At 63.2% G+C, this 18,837-nt stretch carries 15 protein-coding genes and 2 pseudogenes; 15 read left to right on the top strand and 2 right to left on the bottom strand.

Annotation, left to right across the window (positions count from 1 at the left end):
• Positions 1 to 56 precede the first annotated feature (56 nt).
• From AB4O25_RS23480 to dacB, 10 genes and pseudogenes are all read left to right on the top strand, one after another.
• The gene (locus AB4O25_RS23480) at positions 57 to 1,238 is read left to right on the top strand and encodes an amino acid ABC transporter permease (protein ID WP_017526225.1); all 1,182 of its coding nucleotides are present in this window, start codon (positions 57 to 59) and stop codon (positions 1,236 to 1,238) included.
• A 10-nt stretch (positions 1,239 to 1,248) separates the two neighbouring features.
• Positions 1,249 to 2,346 carry an amino acid ABC transporter permease gene (locus tag AB4O25_RS23485; protein WP_017526226.1) on the top strand — a complete coding sequence of 366 codons (1,098 nt, stop codon included), beginning with the start codon at positions 1,249 to 1,251 and terminating at the stop codon, positions 2,344 to 2,346.
• A 12-nt stretch (positions 2,347 to 2,358) separates the two neighbouring features.
• On the top strand, positions 2,359 to 3,123 hold the full coding sequence (locus AB4O25_RS23490) for an amino acid ABC transporter ATP-binding protein (protein WP_003171943.1): 765 nt from the start codon (positions 2,359 to 2,361) through the stop codon (positions 3,121 to 3,123).
• A 200-nt stretch (positions 3,124 to 3,323) separates the two neighbouring features.
• Positions 3,324 to 3,983, top strand: coding sequence for a FadR/GntR family transcriptional regulator (locus tag AB4O25_RS23495; RefSeq protein WP_017526229.1), 660 nt, complete (start codon positions 3,324 to 3,326; stop codon positions 3,981 to 3,983).
• Positions 3,973 to 5,223 (top strand): annotated as a pseudogene (locus AB4O25_RS23500) (CynX/NimT family MFS transporter); the annotation flags it as partial. The gene AB4O25_RS23495 and the pseudogene AB4O25_RS23500, both read left to right, overlap by 11 nt.
• Before the next feature lie 116 nt (positions 5,224 to 5,339).
• Positions 5,340 to 5,810 carry a nuclear transport factor 2 family protein gene (locus tag AB4O25_RS23505; RefSeq protein WP_017526231.1) on the top strand — a complete coding sequence of 157 codons (471 nt, stop codon included), beginning with the start codon at positions 5,340 to 5,342 and terminating at the stop codon, positions 5,808 to 5,810.
• A 36-nt stretch (positions 5,811 to 5,846) separates the two neighbouring features.
• On the top strand, positions 5,847 to 6,122 hold the full coding sequence (locus AB4O25_RS23510) for a GIY-YIG nuclease family protein (RefSeq protein ID WP_017526232.1): 276 nt from the start codon (positions 5,847 to 5,849) through the stop codon (positions 6,120 to 6,122).
• 75 nt (positions 6,123 to 6,197) lie between these two features.
• Complete coding sequence (locus tag AB4O25_RS23515) at positions 6,198 to 7,133, top strand: glutathione S-transferase family protein (RefSeq protein ID WP_017526233.1); 936 nt, start codon at positions 6,198 to 6,200, stop codon at positions 7,131 to 7,133.
• A gap of 110 nt (positions 7,134 to 7,243) precedes the next feature.
• Positions 7,244 to 9,661 (top strand): TonB-dependent siderophore receptor, encoded by a 2,418-nt coding sequence (locus tag AB4O25_RS23520; RefSeq protein WP_460150012.1) that lies wholly within the window; start codon positions 7,244 to 7,246, stop codon positions 9,659 to 9,661.
• 128 nt (positions 9,662 to 9,789) lie between these two features.
• A complete protein-coding gene (dacB, locus tag AB4O25_RS23525) occupies positions 9,790 to 11,235 on the top strand; it encodes a D-alanyl-D-alanine carboxypeptidase/D-alanyl-D-alanine endopeptidase (protein ID WP_460150013.1) in 1,446 nt (481 codons plus the stop codon).
• Position 11,236: 1 nt separating this feature from the next.
• Here the strand turns inward: dacB and AB4O25_RS23530 are convergent, their stop codons facing one another.
• Entirely contained in the window at positions 11,237 to 12,016 is a 780-nt protein-coding gene (locus AB4O25_RS23530; protein ID WP_017526236.1) for an IclR family transcriptional regulator, read from the bottom strand.
• A 119-nt stretch (positions 12,017 to 12,135) separates the two neighbouring features.
• Between AB4O25_RS23530 and hmgA the strand changes: the two are divergent.
• The 4 genes and pseudogenes from hmgA (at position 12,136) to AB4O25_RS23550 (ending at position 16,786) form a co-directional block, all read left to right on the top strand.
• Positions 12,136 to 13,418: pseudogene (hmgA, locus tag AB4O25_RS23535) on the top strand (homogentisate 1,2-dioxygenase).
• Positions 13,419 to 13,421: 3 nt separating this feature from the next.
• Positions 13,422 to 14,708, top strand: a complete 1,287-nt coding sequence (gene fahA / locus AB4O25_RS23540; RefSeq protein WP_068937554.1) for a fumarylacetoacetase — start codon at positions 13,422 to 13,424, stop codon at positions 14,706 to 14,708.
• A 12-nt stretch (positions 14,709 to 14,720) separates the two neighbouring features.
• Complete coding sequence (gene maiA, locus AB4O25_RS23545; RefSeq protein WP_017526239.1) at positions 14,721 to 15,356, top strand: maleylacetoacetate isomerase; 636 nt, start codon at positions 14,721 to 14,723, stop codon at positions 15,354 to 15,356.
• A gap of 62 nt (positions 15,357 to 15,418) precedes the next feature.
• Positions 15,419 to 16,786, top strand: a complete 1,368-nt coding sequence (locus AB4O25_RS23550; RefSeq protein WP_460150014.1) for an MFS transporter — start codon at positions 15,419 to 15,421, stop codon at positions 16,784 to 16,786.
• Here AB4O25_RS23550 and AB4O25_RS23555 read toward each other — a convergent pair.
• Positions 16,783 to 17,586 carry a SirB1 family protein gene (locus AB4O25_RS23555; protein ID WP_068937556.1) on the bottom strand — a complete coding sequence of 268 codons (804 nt, stop codon included), beginning with the start codon at positions 17,584 to 17,586 and terminating at the stop codon, positions 16,783 to 16,785. The two genes, AB4O25_RS23550 and AB4O25_RS23555, sit on opposite strands and share 4 nt — an antisense overlap.
• A 185-nt stretch (positions 17,587 to 17,771) precedes the next feature.
• Between AB4O25_RS23555 and AB4O25_RS23560 the strand changes: the two genes are divergently transcribed.
• Positions 17,772 to 18,791, top strand: a complete 1,020-nt coding sequence (locus AB4O25_RS23560) for a Leu/Phe/Val dehydrogenase (RefSeq protein WP_017526242.1) — start codon at positions 17,772 to 17,774, stop codon at positions 18,789 to 18,791.
• The last annotated feature ends 46 nt before the right edge of the window (positions 18,792 to 18,837 follow it).

The following is an 18,837-nucleotide window of genomic DNA, read 5'->3' on the forward strand; positions in this document are numbered from 1 at the left end:
CACCCGGTGGGCCAACCGCCGGGTGATGTTCTGTTCCATTCTTTCCGGGGCACTTCATGCAAAATCAAATCGGCGCACCAAAGCAGAAGCTCAGCTTCAGCGATCCCAAAGTGCGTGCGTGGCTCTTCCAGATCATCACGATTGTGGCGGTGGTCTCGCTGGGCTGGTACCTCTTCAACAATACCCAGACCAACCTTCAACACCGAGGCATTACCTCGGGTTTCGACTTTCTTGAGCGCAGTGCCGGCTTCGGCATCGCGCAGCACTTGATCGACTACACCGAATCGGACAGCTATGCCCGCGTCTTTGTAATCGGCTTGCTCAACACCCTGCTGGTGACCTTCATCGGCGTGATCCTGGCTACCCTGCTCGGCTTTATCGTCGGCGTGGCGCGACTGTCGCCGAACTGGATGATCAACAAGCTGGCGACGGTGTATGTGGAAGTGTTCCGCAACATTCCGCCGCTGCTGCAGATCCTGTTCTGGTACTTCGCGGTGTTCCTGACCATGCCGGGGCCGCGCAACAGCCATAACTTCGGCGATACCTTCTTTGTCAGCAGCCGTGGCCTGAACATGCCGGCGGCGCTGGCCGCCGATGGGTTCTGGCCGTTTGTGGCCAGTGTAGTGCTGGCGATTGTGGCGATCGTGCTGATGACTCGTTGGGCCAACAAGCGCTTTGAAGCCACCGGTGTTCCGTTCCATAAGTTCTGGGCGGGCCTGGCGTTGTTCATCGTGATCCCGGCACTGTGCGCGTTGATCTTCGGCGTGCCGCTGCACTGGGAAATGCCCAAGCTGCAAGGCTTCAACTTTGTCGGCGGCTGGGTGCTTATCCCTGAACTGCTGGCACTGACCCTGGCCCTGACGGTGTACACCGCGGCGTTCATCGCCGAGATCGTGCGTTCGGGCATCAAGTCGGTCAGCCACGGCCAGACCGAAGCCGCGCGTTCCCTGGGCCTGCGCAATGGGCCGACGCTGCGTAAGGTGATCATTCCGCAAGCCTTGCGGGTGATCATTCCGCCGCTGACCAGCCAATACCTGAACCTGGCGAAAAACTCGTCGTTGGCCGCCGGTATCGGTTATCCGGAAATGGTTTCGCTGTTTGCCGGCACGGTGCTCAACCAGACCGGCCAGGCCATCGAAGTCATTGCCATCACCATGAGCGTGTACCTGGCGATCAGCATCAGCATTTCCCTGCTGATGAACTGGTACAACAAGCGCATTGCGCTGATCGAGCGGTGAGGAAACGCACATGAGTTCTCATACTTTCAAACCCGATATGCCGCCGCCGAGCAAAGTCTTCGGCCCGGTGGCATGGATGCGCGCCAACCTGTTTTCCAGTTGGCTCAATACCTTGCTGACTTTGCTGTCGATTTACCTGGTGTACCTGGTGGTGCCGCCGATCCTGCATTGGGCCATCCTCGATGCCAACTGGGTGGGCACCACTCGCGCCGATTGCACCAAGGAAGGCGCCTGCTGGGTGTTCATCCAACAGCGCTTCGGGCAGTTCATGTACGGCTACTACCCCGGCGACCTGCGCTGGCGCGTGGACCTGACCGTGTGGCTGGCGATTGTCGGCGTGGCGCCGTTGTTCCTCTCGCGCTTCCAACACAAGGCCATCTACGGCCTGAGCTTCCTGGTGCTGTACCCGATCGTTGCCTACTTCCTGCTGCACGGTGGCGTGTTCGGCTTGACCAACGTGGCGACCAGCCAGTGGGGCGGCCTGATGCTGACCCTGGTGATCGCCACTGTCGGCATCGCCGGCGCCTTGCCGCTGGGTATTGTGCTGGCACTGGGGCGACGTTCGAACATGCCGGCGATTCGTGTGGTCTGCGTGACCTTCATCGAATTCTGGCGCGGCGTGCCGTTGATCACGGTGCTGTTCATGTCGTCGGTGATGCTGCCGTTGTTCCTGCCTGAAGGCATGAACTTCGACAAGCTGCTGCGGGCGCTGATCGGCGTGATCCTGTTCCAGTCGGCCTATGTGGCCGAAGTGGTGCGCGGCGGGTTGCAGGCGATTCCTAAAGGTCAGTACGAGGCGGCCGCGGCGATGGGCCTGGGTTACTGGCGCAGCATGGGTCTGGTGATTCTGCCGCAAGCCCTGAAGCTGGTGATCCCGGGCATCGTCAACACGTTTATTGCGCTGTTCAAGGACACCAGCCTGGTGATCATCATCGGCCTGTTCGACCTGCTCAACAGCGTCAAGCAAGCTGCCGCCGACCCCAAATGGCTGGGCATGGCCACTGAAGGCTACGTGTTCGCCGCCCTGGTGTTCTGGATTTTCTGTTTTGGTATGTCGCGCTATTCCATGCATCTGGAACGCAAGCTCGACACAGGCCACAAGCGTTAGGAGTTCTTTTTTATGAGCGAAGCAATCAAACAGCCTGTGAGCCCTGAAGGCATTATCCAGATGCAGGGCGTCAACAAGTGGTACGGCCAGTTCCACGTGTTGAAAGACATCAACCTGAACGTCAAGCAGGGCGAGCGTATCGTGCTGTGCGGGCCGTCGGGTTCGGGCAAGTCCACCACCATCCGCTGCCTCAACCGTCTGGAAGAGCACCAGCAGGGCCGCATCGTGGTCGACGGCGTGGAACTGACCAACGACCTCAAGCAGATCGAAGCGATCCGTCGTGAAGTGGGCATGGTGTTCCAGCACTTCAACCTGTTCCCGCACCTGACCATCCTGCAGAACTGCACGTTGGCGCCGATGTGGGTGCGCAAGATGCCCAAGCGCAAGGCCGAAGAAATTGCCATGCACTACCTGGAGCGCGTGCGTATCCCGGAGCAGGCGCACAAGTTTCCGGGGCAACTCTCCGGCGGCCAGCAACAGCGTGTGGCGATTGCCCGTGCCTTGTGCATGAAGCCGAAAATCATGCTGTTCGATGAGCCAACCTCGGCGCTCGATCCGGAAATGGTCAAGGAAGTACTCGACACCATGATCGGCCTGGCCGAAGACGGCATGACCATGTTGTGCGTGACCCACGAAATGGGCTTCGCCCGCACCGTGGCCAACCGCGTGATCTTCATGGACAAGGGCGAGATCGTTGAGCAGGCGGCGCCGAATGACTTCTTCGACAACCCGCAGAATGATCGGACCAAGTTGTTCTTGAGCCAGATTTTGCATTGATCGATGGTTGAAACAATAAACCCGGCCTGGCCGGGTTTATTTTTGTCTGTTCAATAGGCCTTGGGCGCCTCATGCCCTGTGTTCACGGTATGACTTGAGCCTGCGCAGGTCAGTGCCTTCGGCCAATGCCTTGTCTTTGTGGGCAACTCTGAATAGCCTGTAGGAAAATTCATCCTATGATTGGACGAAAGCGCGCACCCATGACAGACATCGCTCCCCTGATTAAACGCTCCCTGGTCGATCAGGCCTTGGAGCAACTGCGTCTGCGCATCGCCGCAGGGGTGTGGGCGGTCGGTGAACGCCTGCCCACCGAGCCGGAGTTGTGCGCCGAGCTGGGCATCAGTCGCAATACCGTGCGCGAAGCCATGCGTGTGTTGGCGTTTTCCGGGTTGATCGAAATCCGCCAGGGTGACGGCAGTTATCTGCGCTCGATGACCGACCCGCTGGGGGCGATGCGCGCGCTGTCCCACTGCACCTTGGAGCAGGCGCAGGAGACGCGGCAGATGCTTGAAGTGGAGGCCATCGGCCTGGCGGCACTGCGGCGTACCGAGCAAGACCTCGAACAGCTGCGGGAGGCGCTGCAGGCCAGCGCCGCGCTGTACCACGGTGAACTGGAGGCCTATATCCGCGCCGACCTGGTGTTCCACACACGCTTGGTGGACGCCGCGCATAACCCGGCGTTGAGCGAGTTGTACCGGTATTTTTCCGCCATCGTCGGGGCGCAGTTGCGCCAGACCCTGAGCATGTCGCCGCGACGCCAGGCGGTGTTCGACCTGCATGTTGCCCTGCTCGACGCCGTGGAACACCAGGACCCGGAACGTGCCAAATCCCTTTGCCGGCAGTTGATCAATGAACCTTGAACCGCAACGCAACACCGAACTGCTGATCGACGCCGAAGCCGACGACGACGTGGTGCAACAGACGCCGCCAACCGTAAGCCGCCCCTGGTTGCTGCTACTGGGCCTGGTGCTGGTGGCGCTGAACCTGCGCCCGGCGTTGTCGAGCCTGGCGCCCTTGCTCAGTGAAGTCTCCAGCAGCCTGGGGTTGTCGGCCGCCAAGGCTGGGCTGCTGACCACGTTGCCGGTGCTGTGCCTGGGCTTGTTCGCGCCCACCGCACCGATCCTGGCGCGGCGCTTTGGGGCTGAGCGGGTGGTGTTGGGCATCCTGCTGACCCTGGCCGCCGGGATCATCCTGCGCAGTGTGCTGGGTGAAGCGGGGTTGTTTCTCGGCAGCCTGATCGCCGGTGCGAGCATCGGCATTATCGGGGTGTTGCTGCCGGGCATCGTCAAGCGGGATTTCGCCAGGCAGGCGGGCGCCATGACCGGCGTCTACACCATGGCGTTGTGCCTGGGGGCTGCGCTGGCGGCGGGGGCTGCGGTGCCACTCAGTGATTACTTCGGCGATAGCTGGGCGATAGGCCTGGGGTTCTGGATGGTGCCGGCGTTGGTCGCGGCGTTGTGCTGGCTGCCGCAGGTCGGGCAACGACACGGCGCGCACCGTGTTGCTTATCGCGTGAAGGGGTTATTGCGCGATCCGTTGGCGTGGCAGGTCACGCTTTATATGGGCCTGCAATCGTCCTTGGCCTACATCGTGTTCGGCTGGCTGCCGTCGATGCTGATCGGCCGTGGCCTGAGCGCCACCGAAGCGGGGCTGGCGCTGTCCGGTTCCATCATCGTGCAATTGTTCAGTTCCCTGGCGGCACCGTGGCTGGCCACGCGGGGTAAAGACCAGCGTTTGGCCATCGTGATCGTGATGTTGCTGACGCTGGGCGGCCTGTTCGGTTGCCTGTATGCACCCCTCGACGGCTTGTGGGGCTGGGCGATTGTGCTCGGCCTGGGGCAGGGCGGTACTTTCAGCCTGGCGCTGACCCTGATCGTACTGCGCTCGCGCGACGCCCATGTGGCCGCGAACCTGTCGAGCATGGCCCAGGGCATCGGATACACCCTGGCCTCCATGGGGCCGCTGGCCGTGGGCCTGGTGCACGATTGGACCGGTGGGTGGGGCGCGACGGGCTGGATTTTCGCAGTGATCGGCGTGGCGGCCATGGTCGCCGGGGTTGGCGCGGGCCGTGCGCGGTACGTAGGCGTGAGCAGCGAAAAGTCTAGCGCCGCCCCCGTGCCCCTAGCCCCGGTCATTTGCGTGGCGAATGTCAGTGGCGTTAGCGGCGCGGGCGGCTTATCGTGCGCCTACCTTTTTGACGCCAGCGGAGCCTGCCCATGAGCGATGCCCATAACGCCCTGATCACCCAGTTCTACACGGCCTTCCAGCGCCTGGACGCCGACGCGATGGCCGCCTGCTACACCGAGGATGTGGTGTTCAGCGACCCGGCCTTCGGTGAGTTGCGCGGGCGCGATGTCGGCGATATGTGGCGCATGCTGACCACGCGTGCCAAGGACTTCTCCCTGACGTTCGACAACGTGCGCAGCGATGATCGCAGCGGCGGTGCGCATTGGGTGGCTACGTACTTGTTCAGTGCCACCGGCAACACCGTGGTCAATGATATTCAGGCGCGGTTTGTGTTGCGCGACGGCAAGATCTGCGAGCACCACGACAGCTTCGACCTGTGGCGCTGGTCGCGCCAGGCATTGGGCACCAAAGGCTTGCTGCTGGGCTGGACACCGCTGGTGAAAAACGCCGTGCGCGCCCAGGCGAACAAAGGCTTGAAGGCATTTCAGGCGAGTCGTTGATAAGCTTGGCGTTCCTCTGGTTTGTTGAATCCGCCTGTGACTGATCCTGTCGAACCCAAACCCTGGTTTGTGTACCTGGTGCGCGCCGCCAATGGCGCGCTGTATTGTGGCATCAGCAATGACCCGGTACGCCGCTTTGCCTCGCACCAGAGCGGCAAGGGCGCGCGGTTTTTCCTCTCCAGCCCGGCGGTGGCGTTGGTCTATACCGAGCAGTGCGCAAGCAAAGGCGAGGCGCTGCGCCAGGAGCGGTTGATCAAGAAATTGAAGAAGAGCGCCAAGGAGTGTCTGGCGGCCAGTGGTTCATTGATCTGACTGATGGGCGGCTATCACACCCACTGAGCCCGTTGCAGGCTAAGCTGCGGGTTCATTTGTCCAGTGGACCCCAGCATGTCTGAGCTAATCCTGCACCACTACCCCACATCCCCCTTCGCGGAAAAAGCCCGGCTGTTGCTGGGGTTCAAAGGCCTGTCCTGGCACTCGGTGCATATCTCGCCGGTGATGCCAAAGCCGGACCTGACTGCCCTCACCGGCGGCTACCGCAAGACCCCGGTGCTGCAAGTGGGTGCCGATATCTATTGCGACACCGCCCTGATCGCCCGCCGTCTGGAGCAGGAAAAATCCGCGCCGGCGTTGTTCCCGCTGGGCCAGGAGATGATCACCCAAACCTTCGCCACCTGGGCCGACAGTGTTGTGTTTGCCCACGCCGTGAGCCTGGTGTTCCAGCCTGAGTCGGTGGCGGTGCGTTTCGGCAAGTTGCCGCCGGAAGCGATCAAGGCGTTCCTCGCGGACCGCGCCGCGCTGTTCAGCGGCGGCACGGCCAGCAAGCTGCCGGCGGAACTGGCCAAGCACCAATGGCCGGCGATCATGGCGCGCCTGGAGCAGCAATTACAGCGTGAACCGGGGGACTTTCTGTTTGGCGAGCCGTGCATTGCCGACTTTGCCCTGGCCCATCCGTTGTGGTTCCTCAAGGCGACGCCCGTGACCGCGCCGTTGGTGGATGCGTATCCGGCCGTGTCGGCGTGGTTGGGCCGCGTGCTCGGTTTTGGTCACGGCACCGCCAGCCAGATGAGCGCCGAGCAAGCATTGGACGTTGCGCGTAACGCCACACCGGCGCCGTTGCCCGCGGAAGTGTTCGAGGACTTGAATGGCTTCCAGCCCGGTCAGCAGGTGAGCATCAGCGCCATCGATTACGGGGTCGACCCGGTCGCCGGCGAATTGCTCTTTGCCGGGCGCGAAGAGCTGATCCTGCGCCGCACCGACGCGCGAGCGGGCACCGTGCATGTGCATTTTCCGCGCTTCGGTTTCCGCATCCAGGCGCACTGATTAAAAATAATTTGCACATAAACGTGAGGTAAAACGGCGGCCCATCCGTGTAGTGCTTGAAACTGCGATTTATTCGCATTAACAGCGTTTTCTACACGGGTTCTCACAGCATGAAGTCGATGGCGGGCGGTTTGGTTAAACAGTGGCTGGGAGCCTCGGTATTGGTGGTGTCGGGGCTAGCGTTGCTGCCGTTGTGCGTGGCACAGGCGCAAGAGCAGCAAAGTGCCCAGTTCAATTTTGCCCTGGCCGCCAAGCCGCTGCCCCAGGCCCTGAGCGACTTCAGCCGGGTGACCGGCATCAGCGTGATCTACACCGACGAAGCGCCCTACGGCCTGAGTGCCCCGGCGGTCAGCGGGCAGATGAGCGCAACCCAGGCCCTGCAACGCCTGTTGGGCAACTCCGGCTTCACCTTCCGCCAAATCGATGCCCGCACATTGGCCCTGGAGCCGCTACCCACCGATGGCGCGCTCAACCTCGGCGCCACCACCATCAGCGGCGTCGGCCAAACCCAGGACAGCACCAGTTACCAGCCGCCGCCCACCAGCTCGGTGATGCGCTCCCATGCGTTGCTGCTGGAAACCCCGCAAACCGTCAATGTGGTCCCGGCGCAGGTCTTGCGTGACCAGACCCCGCGCAACCTGGACGATGCCTTGGGCAATATCAGCGGCATCACCCAGGCCAACACCTTGGCCAGCACTCAGGACGCGGTGATGCTGCGCGGCTTCGGCGACAACCGTAACGGTTCGATCATGCGCGACGGCATGCCGATAGTGCAGGGGCGCGCATTGAACGCCACGGCCGAGCGCGTCGAAGTGCTCAAGGGCCCGTCCTCGTTGCTGTATGGCATCCAGGACCCGGGCGGCGTGGTGAATATCGTCAGTAAAAAGCCCGAGTTGAGCCCCTCCACGTCCCTGACCGTGCGCGGCTCCACCTTTGGCGACGGCAAGAACGGCAGCGGCGGCGGCCTCGACACCACCGGGCCGATCGGTGATTCGGGCCTGGCCTATCGCCTGATCGTCGACCACGAAGACGAAGACTACTGGCGCAACTTCGGCACCCATCGCGAAACGCTGGTTGCCCCGTCCCTGGCCTGGTACGGCGACAGCACCAAGTTGCTGTTCGCCTATGAACACCGCGAGTTTCTCTCGCCGTTCGACCGTGGCACCGCCATCGATAAGTCCAACCACCCGTTGGACATCCCGTCCACCCGGCGTCTGGATGAACCGTTCAACAACATGCAAGGCCGCTCCGACCTGTACCGCTTCGAAGCCGACCATGACGTGAACGACGACTGGAAAGCCCACTTCGGCTATAGCTGGAACCGCGAGACCTACGATGCCAGCCAAGTGCGCGTCAGTGCGGTGAATGACAACGGCACCCTGACCCGCAAAATGGACGGCACCCAGGGCGCGATCACCACCGACCGTTTCGCCACCGCGAGCCTGGAAGGCAAGGTCAACGCACTGGGCATGCAACATGACGTGGTGTTCGGCCTGGACGACGAGTACCGCAAGATCTATCGCGCCGACCTGATCCGCCAGGCCTCGCGCACCACCTTCAACTACAACAACCCGGTGTACGGCAATGAAGTGGCGGGCAGCACGGTCAGTGCCACCGACAGCGCCCAGACCGACCTGCTGCGCAGCGACTCGGTGTTTTTCCAGGACGCGATTCACCTGAACGAGCGGTGGATTTTTGTCGCCGGCGCGCGTTACCAGATGTACGACCAATACGCCGGCAAGGGCGTGCCGTTCAAGGCCAACACCAACGGCAACGGCCAGGCCTGGGTGCCGCGCGCCGGCCTGGTGTATCGCTACACCGACGAGTTGTCGTTCTACGGCAGCTACACCGAGTCGTTCAAACCCAACTCCACCATCGCCGCCCTGGCCGACAACAGCACCTTGACCGGCGACCTGACGCCCGAGGAATCCAAATCATGGGAGTTGGGCGCCAAGCTCGACATCCCTGGGCGCATCACCGCCAGTGCGGCGTTGTTCAATATCGACAAGCGCAACGTCCTGGTCTCGGTGGGCTCCAATGCCAACACGGTCTACAGCATCGCCGGCCAGGTGCGCTCCCGGGGCTTGGAACTGGACGCCAGCGGCCAGCTGACCGACCAGTGGAGCGTGATCGGCAGCTACGCCTTCACCGACGCCGAAGACGTCAAGGACAAGGACCCGACCCTGCAAGGCAACCGCCTGCAGAACGTGGCCAGGCACACCGGCTCGCTGTCGGCGGTGTATGACTTCGGCAACGTGTTCGGCGGCGATCAATTGCGAGTCGGCGCGGGTGCGCGTTATGTGGGCGAGCGCGCAGGCGATGCGGCCAACGACTTCAACTTGCCGGGCTACACCGTGGCGGATGCGTTCGCCACTTACGACACCAAAATTGAAGGGCAGAAGGTCAAGTTCCAGCTCAACGTGAAGAACCTGTTTGACCGCACCTACTACACCTCGGCGGCCAGCCGGTTCTTTGTGTCGATGGGGGATGCACGGCAGGTGTCGGTGTCGAGCACGCTGCAGTTCTAAAAGGGGCAGCGGTGACCTGGGGTTGCGGATCAGCACCGATCCAAAGTGTGGGAGGCCAGCCCGCTCGCCATAAGGGGGCGCAGCTGTTAGCGTTGCCGGCACTGATGGCTTGGCGGGAAACGACACCGATGCACTTTGGACGATGGCTGCACCTGCTGTGCTTGAGCTTGTTACTCAATGGTTGCGCCAGCGTTTCGCCGACCTCCACCTCGGCCACCCTCGATCGAATGCTGGCCGACCCGGCCCTCAACGGCGCCACCGTCTCCCTGATGGTGCGCGACGCCCGCAGCGGCGCCACGCTTTACCAATACAATCCGCGTACGCGGCTGGTGCCTGCCTCGAATCTCAAATTGCTGACCACCGCGGCCGCTATGGAGGTGCTGGGGCCGCAATACCGGTTTTCCACGCAGTTGCGCGGTAACGGCGTGCAGCAAGGCGAGCGCCTGACCGGCAACCTTTACCTGCGTGGCCTGGGCGACCCCACCACGCAGCTCGCCGATTACCAGGCGCTGGCCGCGCAGCTGGCGAGCCAGGGCGTGCGTCAAGTGCAGGGGGACCTGGTATTTGACGACACCTGGTTCGACACCGAACGCTTGGGTGTCGACTGGGCGCAGGACGATGAAAGCACCTACTACGGCGCGCAGATTTCGGCGCTCACGGTGTCGCCCGACACCGATTTTGATGCGGGCACCTTGATCGTCACCGCCAAGGCCCCGGCGACAGCCGGCCAGCCGGTGAGTGTGGTGCTAAGCCCGCCAACCGATTACGTACAACTGAGCAATCGCGCGGTCAGTGGCCCGGGCAATACGTACGGCATCACCCGCCGGCACGGCACCAACCTGCTGCAACTCACCGGTGCGCTGGCGCCGGGCGAGCAACGCCGAGAGTGGGTGAGCGTCTGGGAGCCGACGCAACTGGTGGCCAACCTGTTTGAACAGGCGCTGGCGCAGCAGGGCATCAAGGTGCTGGGTCGACGCGTGATCGGCGGTGCCACCCCGAACACCGCGACGCTGTTGGCAGAGCATCAGTCGGCGCCGTTGCAGGCACTGATCACGCCGCTGCTCAAGCTCTCGAACAACAACATGTCCGAAGCCTTGCTCAAGGCCATGGGGCGCCAGACGGCGAATGCGGGCACCGCCCAGGCGGGCGTGGCAGCGGTGGCGGCGTTCATGCAGCGCCAGGGCCTGGACCCGGCGACGCTGAGCCAGGTGGACGGCTCGGGCTTGTCGCGGCGCAATCTGGTGTCGTCGCAGAACTTGACCGACCTGTTGCTGGCCACGGCCAGACAGCCCTGGTTCGAGGCCTGGTACGACGCGCTGCCGATCGCCGGCAACGTAAACCGCATGAGCGGCGGCAGCCTGCGTTATCGCTTGCGCGGCACGCCCGCTGAAAACAACCTGCACGCCAAGACCGGCTCCATGGCGGGCGTCTCGTCGCTCAGTGGCTACATCCACGATGCCGACGGGCGACGCCTGGTGTTCTCGATGCTCAGCAACAACTACCTGGGCGATGCGGCGCCGATCCGCGCCCTCGAAAACCGCCTGGCTGTGGCCCTGACCCAGTGGCGCGACTGATTCAGGGCTGATAGCCCATGCGCCAACTCACGGCCCGGGTCGCCGCCAGCAAGCGCTGCGCCGCCGGGCCATCTTCGTCGGCGTGGAACAGCGAGGTAGGGCCGACCACCGTCATCACCGCTGCGACGTGCCCGACCGCGTTGAACACCGGTGCCGACAACGCGTCCACGCCCGGCATCAGCAACCCGTGTACAAAATGCAGGCCACGGCGGCGGATCTGCTCGCAGGTGATGGCGTAGGCCCCGTCGTCCGCCAGCGCATGGGCAAGACCTGCCTGCACCTCACGCTCGCGCAGCTCCACGGTTTCCCGCAACGGCAGGAAGGCGCTGAACACCAGCCCGGTGGATGAGCTGAGCAGTGGCAATACCGAGCCCAACTGCGTCACCACCGTGACCGCGCGCACCGCCGGTTCGATCTGCACCACGGTTGCGCCCTGGTTGCCCCATACCGCCAGAAAGCAGGTTTCATTCAACTCGTCGCGCAGTTCCGCCAGGGGCAGGGCGCCGACTTTCAACACGTCCATGCTGCCCAGCGCGGCCAAGCCGACGCGCAAGGCTTCGCGGCCCAGGCCATAGTGGTTGGTGGCGGTGTTCTGTTCGGCAAACCCGGAGGCGATCAAGGCCTGCAGGTAGCGGTGTACCTTGCTCGCTGGCATTTGCACATGTTCGGCCAGGCGCGACAGCGAGGTGGCCGGCGCCAACTCGGCCAGCGCTTTGAGAATGTCGGTACCCACTTCGGCCGAGCGGACTTTCTGTTTACCGGTGTCGCGGGGCTTTTCCATGGAGGGGCGGGAATCCAAGAGATGAATGGGCGTCTTTATAGCTTGACGCTCGATAGTGATCAAATTACGTTATGCGTAAATCGATTACGATAAAAATAACGTGATACAGAGGATGCTCCATGAACCTCGAATACCTGTCGGGCTTCGGCAATGAATTCGCCAGCGAAGCCCTGCCCGGCGCGCTGCCGGTCGGCCAGAACTCCCCGCAAAAAGCGCCGTATGGGCTGTACACCGAACTGTTCTCCGGCACCGCGTTTACCATGGCGCGCAGCGAAGCCCGGCGTACCTGGCTCTACCGCATCCAGCCCTCGGCCAACCACCCGGCGTTCGTCAAGCTGGACCGGCAGTTGGCCGGTGGGCCGCTGGGCGCGGTGACACCCAACCGACTGCGTTGGAACCCGCTGGATATTCAGAGCGAGCCGACCGACTTTATCGACGGCCTCGTCGGCATGGTTGCCAACTCGGCGTCGGAAAACCCGCAGGTATCAGCATTTATCACTACCGCGCCAACCGTTCGATGGAACGCGTGTTCTTCAACGCCGATGGCGAGTGGTTGATCGTTCCGGAGCAGGGCCGCCTGCGTATCGCCACCGAACTGGGGGTGCTGGAGGTGCAACCGCTGGAAATCGCCGTGCTGCCGCGCGGGCTCAAATTCCGCGTCGAACTGCTGGATGCGCAAGCACGCGGTTATATCGCCGAAAACCATGGCGCCCCGTTGCGCCTGCCGGACCTGGGCCCCATCGGCAGCAACGGCCTGGCCAACCCGCGCGACTTCCTCACCCCGGTCGCCCATTACGAAGACCTGAAGATACCCACGACGCTGGTGCAGAAGTTCCTCGGCGAGTTGTGGGCCTGCGAGCTGGATCATTCGCCACTCAACGTGGTGGCCTGGCACGGCAATAACGTGCCGTACAAATACGATCTGCGCCGCTTCAATACGATCGGTACGGTGAGTTTCGATCATCCGGACCCGTCGATCTTCACCGTACTGACGTCGCCGACCAGCACCCACGGCCTGGCCAACCTCGACTTCGTGATCTTCCCGCCACGCTGGATGGTGGCCGAGAACACCTTCCGCCCGCCGTGGTTCCACCGCAACCTGATGAACGAATACATGGGCCTGATCCAGGGCGCCTACGATGCCAAGGCTGAAGGCTTCCTGCCCGGCGGTGCGTCGCTGCACAGCTGCATGAGTGCCCATGGCCCGGACGGCGAGACCCGCACCAAAGCCATCAACGTCGAGCTGGCGCCGCACAAGATCGACAACACCATGGCCTTCATGTTCGAGACCAGCCAAGTGCTGCGTCCCACCCAGTTCGCCCTGGACTGCCCGCAACTGCAACCCGCTTACGACGCGTGCTGGGCCGCGCTGCCCGCCACCTTCAACCCGAACCGGAGATAACCCATGACTCAACAGACGCTAGCCCGCAGCTGGGTGGCTTCGGCCAACGGTCACCGTGATTTCCCGCTGCAGAACCTGCCGCTGGGTATCTTCAGTATCAACGGCTCGGCACCGCGCAGTGGCGTGGCGATTGGTGACTGCATCTTCGATCTTCACGCTGCGTTGGACGCGTTTGACGGCGAGGCCCGTCGTGCCGTTGAAGCGACCGCCGGCGGCCAGTTGAATGCCTTCTTCGAACTGGGCCGTGGCCCGCGCGTGGCTTTGCGTGAACGCCTGCTGGAACTGCTGGCCGAGGGCAGCCCATTGCACGCACGCGAGGCCCAGGTACTGCATCGCGCCGCCGATTGCCAGCTGCATGTGCCGGCGCGGATCAACGACTACACCGATTTCTACGTGGGCATCGAACACGCGCAAAACGTCGGCAAGCTGTTCCGTCCTGACAACCCGTTGCTGCCCAACTACAAGTACGTACCGATTGGCTACCACGGCCGCGCGTCGACCATTCGTGCGTCGGGTGCCGAGGTGCGTCGCCCCAAAGGCCAGACGCTGCCCGCCGGCCAGGCCGAACCGACCTTCGGCCCGTGTGCGCGTTTGGACTACGAATTGGAACTGGGGATCTGGATCGGCCCGGGCAATGCCATGGGCGATTCGATTGCCATTGGTGACGCGGCTGAGCATATCGCCGGTTTCTGCTTGCTCAACGACTGGTCGGCACGCGATATCCAGGCGTGGGAATACCAGCCGCTGGGGCCATTTTTGTCGAAAAGTTTCATCACCACCATCTCGCCCTGGGTGGTCACGGCCGAAGCGCTGGAGCCGTTCCGCAAGGCCCAGCCGGCCCGCCCCGAGGGCGACCCGCAACCGCTGCCGTACCTGCTGGACAAACGTGACCAGGCCAACGGCGCCCTGGATATCGAGTTGGAGGTGCTGCTGACCACCGCCGCCATGCGTGAACAGAACCTGCCGGCCCATCGCCTGGCCCTGAGCAACAGCCTGCATATGTACTGGACCGTGGCGCAGCTGGTGGCGCATCACAGTGTCAACGGCTGCCAGTTGCAGGCCGGTGATCTGTTCGGCACCGGCACGTTGTCCGGGCCGCAGGCGGGGCAGTTCGGCAGCCTGCTGGAGACTACCGAAGGCGGCAAGAAGGTGATCGAATTGCCGTCCGGCGAAGTGCGCAGGTTCCTCGAAGACGGCGACGAGATCATCCTGCGCGCCCGCTGCAAGCGTGAAGGCTTTGCCTCCATCGGCTTCGGCGAATGCCGGGGTACCGTGGTTGCGGCACGTTAAGAGGGGCGGGTGATGGAACTCTATACCTACTACCGCTCCACCGCGTCGTACCGGGTACGCATTGCCTTGGCGCTCAAGGGGCTGGACTGTACGGCGGTGCCGGTCAACTTGCTGTTACCGGCGGGCGGTGCCAATCGCCAGCCGGAATACCTGGCCATCAACCCGCAAGGTCGCGTGCCGGCGTTGCGCCTCGATGACGGTGAGCTGCTGATTCAGTCTTCGGCAATCATCGAGTACCTGGACGAACGTTATCCACAGGTGCCGTTGCTGTCCAAGCACCTGGCCACCCGTGCCCACGAGCGTGGCGTTGCGGCAATTATCGGCTGCGATATCCACCCGCTGCACAACTCCAGCACCCAGAACCTGTTGCGCCAGTGGGGGCATGATGAGGCACAGGTGCTGGAGTGGATCGGTCATTGGATCAGCCAGGGGTTGGGCGCGGTGGAGCAGTTGATTGGCGACACAGGGTTTTGCTTCGGCGAGCAGCCGGGGCTGGCGGATGCGTTCCTGGTTCCGCAGCTATATGCGGCACAGCGCTTCAAGGTGCCGTTGGCGGCCTACCCGCGTATTGGGCGGGTGGCGGCGTTGGCGGCGCAGCATCCGGCGTTCATTCAGGCCCATCCCGCCCACCAACCCGACACCCCATAACGCTCAAGGCGCCCACATTGGATCGGGGCCGCCTACCCATAAAAATAAGCAGGTACCTTGCGATGCACACTCAGATTGCCAGCTTTCGCGCGGCACTCGACGCCCGTCCGGTGTCGCGCTATCAGTGGTTGATCCTCCTGTTACTGGCGTTGCTGCTGGTGACCGATGGCTACGATGCCCAGGTGCTGGGCTATGTGGTGCCGGCGCTGGCCAAGGACTGGGAGCTGGAAAAAGCCGCATTCGGGCCGGTGTTCAGCGCCAACCTGTTGGGGCTCACACTGGGCTCGCTGTTGGTAACGCCCCTGGCCGACCGGTTTGGTGTGCGGCGCATCCTGCTGGGTTGTGTGTTGATCTACGCCAGCCTCACCGTGCTGATGGTGTTCGCCAACTCGCTGACCACGCTGATGGCCGCGCGGTTTACCTGTGGCATCGGCATGGGCGGTGCGATGCCCAGTGCCATGGCGTTGATGTCGGACTATTCGCCGCCACGCCTGCGCACCTTGATGGTGACCCTGGCCGCGTGCGGGTTCTCCTTCGGCGGCGCGGCGGGTGGGTTTGTGGCGGCAGGGTTTATCGACAATTTTGGTTGGCAGGCAGTATTTCTGGCAGGCGGCGTTACGCCGTTGCTGTTGTTGCCGTTTTTGGTGTGGCTGCTGCCTGAATCCTTGCCGCGCCTGTTACGCGACGCATCGCCGTATCTGCGATTGCGCAGCGTCACCGCGCGCATGCTGCCCGATTGGCAACCGCCGCCGGCGAGGGAGGCACAAAACCTGCACGAGCAGGGCAGCAAGCTGACGGTGGTGGAGCTGTTTCGCAACGGTTACGCGCGCCCGACCTTGCTGATCTGGTCGACATTCTTTGTCAGCCTGATCCTGTTGTATTTCATGATCAGTTGGCTGCCATCGTTGTTGCTCGAAAGCGGCCTGGCGCTGAAGCAAGCCAACCTGGTGACCTCGATGTTTCTGTTTGCCGGCACCCTGGGTGCGATCGGCATGGCCTGGTTTGCCGACCGCCTCAAAAGCAAGGTGCGGCTGTTGTCCGGCGTGTTGGCGGCAGCGGCGGTGTGTACCGTTCTGCTGGGGTTGAACCACGACAATCCGCGCTACCTGGTGGCCTGTGTGTTCGCAGCCGGTTTCTGCATCATCGGCGGGCAGTTGACCCTTAACGCCTTCGCCAGCAATTTCTACCCGGCACATGTTCGCGCTACCGGCACGGGCTGGGCGTTGGGCGTGGGACGTTTCGGTTCGATCCTGGGGCCGCTGTTCGGCAGCCTGTTGCTGGCCATGCATATTCCTGTGCAGCAGATTTTTTTCTTCTGCGCGATCCCGGCAGTCATTGCCGCGTTGCTGATCATCCAGGTGCGCGCGCCGGTGATCCAAGCGCCGAAGCTCGCGCTGCATGGCGATATTCTCAAAACGCCGCAGGCTTAGTGCACCACGGAGTTGGGCGGCAGGTGCCCCAGCCGCTCGGTCAGGCGCAGGCGCTGGATGGGGTCTTCGCTGAGCAACAGTGCGTGTTCCAGGTCGAAGCGTTCGGCGTTGGGGCAATCCAGGCGTTGGTACAGGCTGGCCCGCGCCAGGTAATCGGCGGCGTTGGCGCTGCCCAGTTCCAGCACGCGCTCGGCGTCAATCAGGGCGGCTAATGGTTTGTCATTGGAAAGGTGCAGTTGGCGCAGGTTGCGTGACAGCCGTTGCAGGATCGAACGCGGCTCGGCCGTCAGCAGATGATCGGCCTGCAACTTGAGGTTGGGGCCATATTGGCGTTGCAGCAGTTCGCGGCAATCGTTGGGGTACAGGCGCCGGCCGCCGCATGGGTCCAGCAGGTGATCGGCGCCGGGCACCCGCAGTAGGAAATGCCCTGGGAAATTCACCCCGGCCATGGGGATGTGCAGGCGTCGCGCCAGTTCCATGGCGATCAGCCCCATGGCCAGCGGTTGCCCGCGTTTGCGTTGTAACACCTTGTCCAGCAGGGCGGCGGCGGGGCGCAGCGGGGTAAACTCGTCTTGGGCAAAGCCCAGGTCGTTCATGCGCCGCAGTAACGGCTGGCCCAACTCGTCCGCCGGCAACATGGGCATGCCCAGGCTGACCTGTTGTTGCAGCAATGCGAGGTCCTGCAGGATGTCCAGCGGCTGCACCGTCGGGTCGTGCTCGGCGGCGATCCATAGCGCGGCTTCGAACAGCGCCGGTGGCGAACGTTGCAGGCAGGCGAAAAAGGCTTGGCGGGGCTTCATTGCGTTCTCCGGCGGATGCTCCCGTTTTAGCCTTGCCAGGAAAATTCGTCCAGTGCCTTAAGACACATCCTACCTGCTTATGTCGCAAGTCCCGCAAAACCTGGCGGCTTATTCCAGTGCGCTCCGGCAGTTTTCTGCCGCCAGCCTATACTTGGCGACACAAGAAGTGATTCGGGAGCTTGACGATGTTTGCTCTCATGCACAGCACCCGCCTTGAATCGCTGCACCTGAGCATCGACCCGGTCACGGGGCTCAAGGCGATCATTGCCATCCATAACAGTCGCCTGGGGCCCGCTTTGGGCGGCTGTCGCTATATCGCCTACCCCGACGACGAAAGCGCGATGGCGGACGCCGCGCGCCTGGCCCAGGGCATGAGCTACAAGGCGGCCCTGGCCGGGTTGCCGGTGGGCGGTGGCACGGCGGTGATCCTGCGCCCGGCGCATGTGGAAAGCCGCGCTGCGTTGTTTGAAGCCTTCGGGCGGTGTGTCGAGCAACTCAATGGCCGCTACATCACCGCCATCGACAGTGGCACCTCGGTGGCCGACATGGATTGCATCGCCCAGCACACCCGCTTCGTCACCAGCACCACCGCCGCCGGCGACCCTTCGCCTCATGCGGCCATGGGCGTGTTCGCTGGCATCCGCACCACCGCCATGGCGCGCCTGGGAAGCGACAACCTCGAAGGCCTGCGCGTGGCCATCCAGGGCCTGGGCAACGTCGGATATGCCCTGGCCGAGCAACTGCACGCCGCCGGCGCCGAACTGTTGGTCAGCGACATCGACCACGGCAAGGTGCAACTGGCCATGGCACAACTGGGCGCACACCCCATTGCCAACGACGCCTTGCTCAGCACCCCATGCGACATTCTTGCGCCCTGCGGCCTGGGCGCCGTGTTCAACCGCACCAGTGTCGGCCAACTGCGTTGCGCCGCCGTGGCCGGGTCCGCGAGCGCGCAACTGACCAACCTGCAAGTGGCCGACCAGTTGGAAGGCCGCGGTATCCTCTATGCCCCGGATTATGTGATCAACTCCGGCGGCCTGATCTACGTCGCGCTCAAACACAGCGGCGCCGAACTGCCGACCATCACCGCGCACCTGTCCAACATCGGCAAGCGCCTGACCGAGATCTACGCCCATGCCCAAGCGGAAAAACGCTCCCCCGCACGGGTGGCGGACGAACTCGCCGAGCGCCTGCTTTACCCATGAGCAGGCATTAAAAAGGCCCTGAATCATGGACTCAGGGCCTGTTCAA

The organism is Pseudomonas sp. S3_A03 (assembly GCF_054668275.1).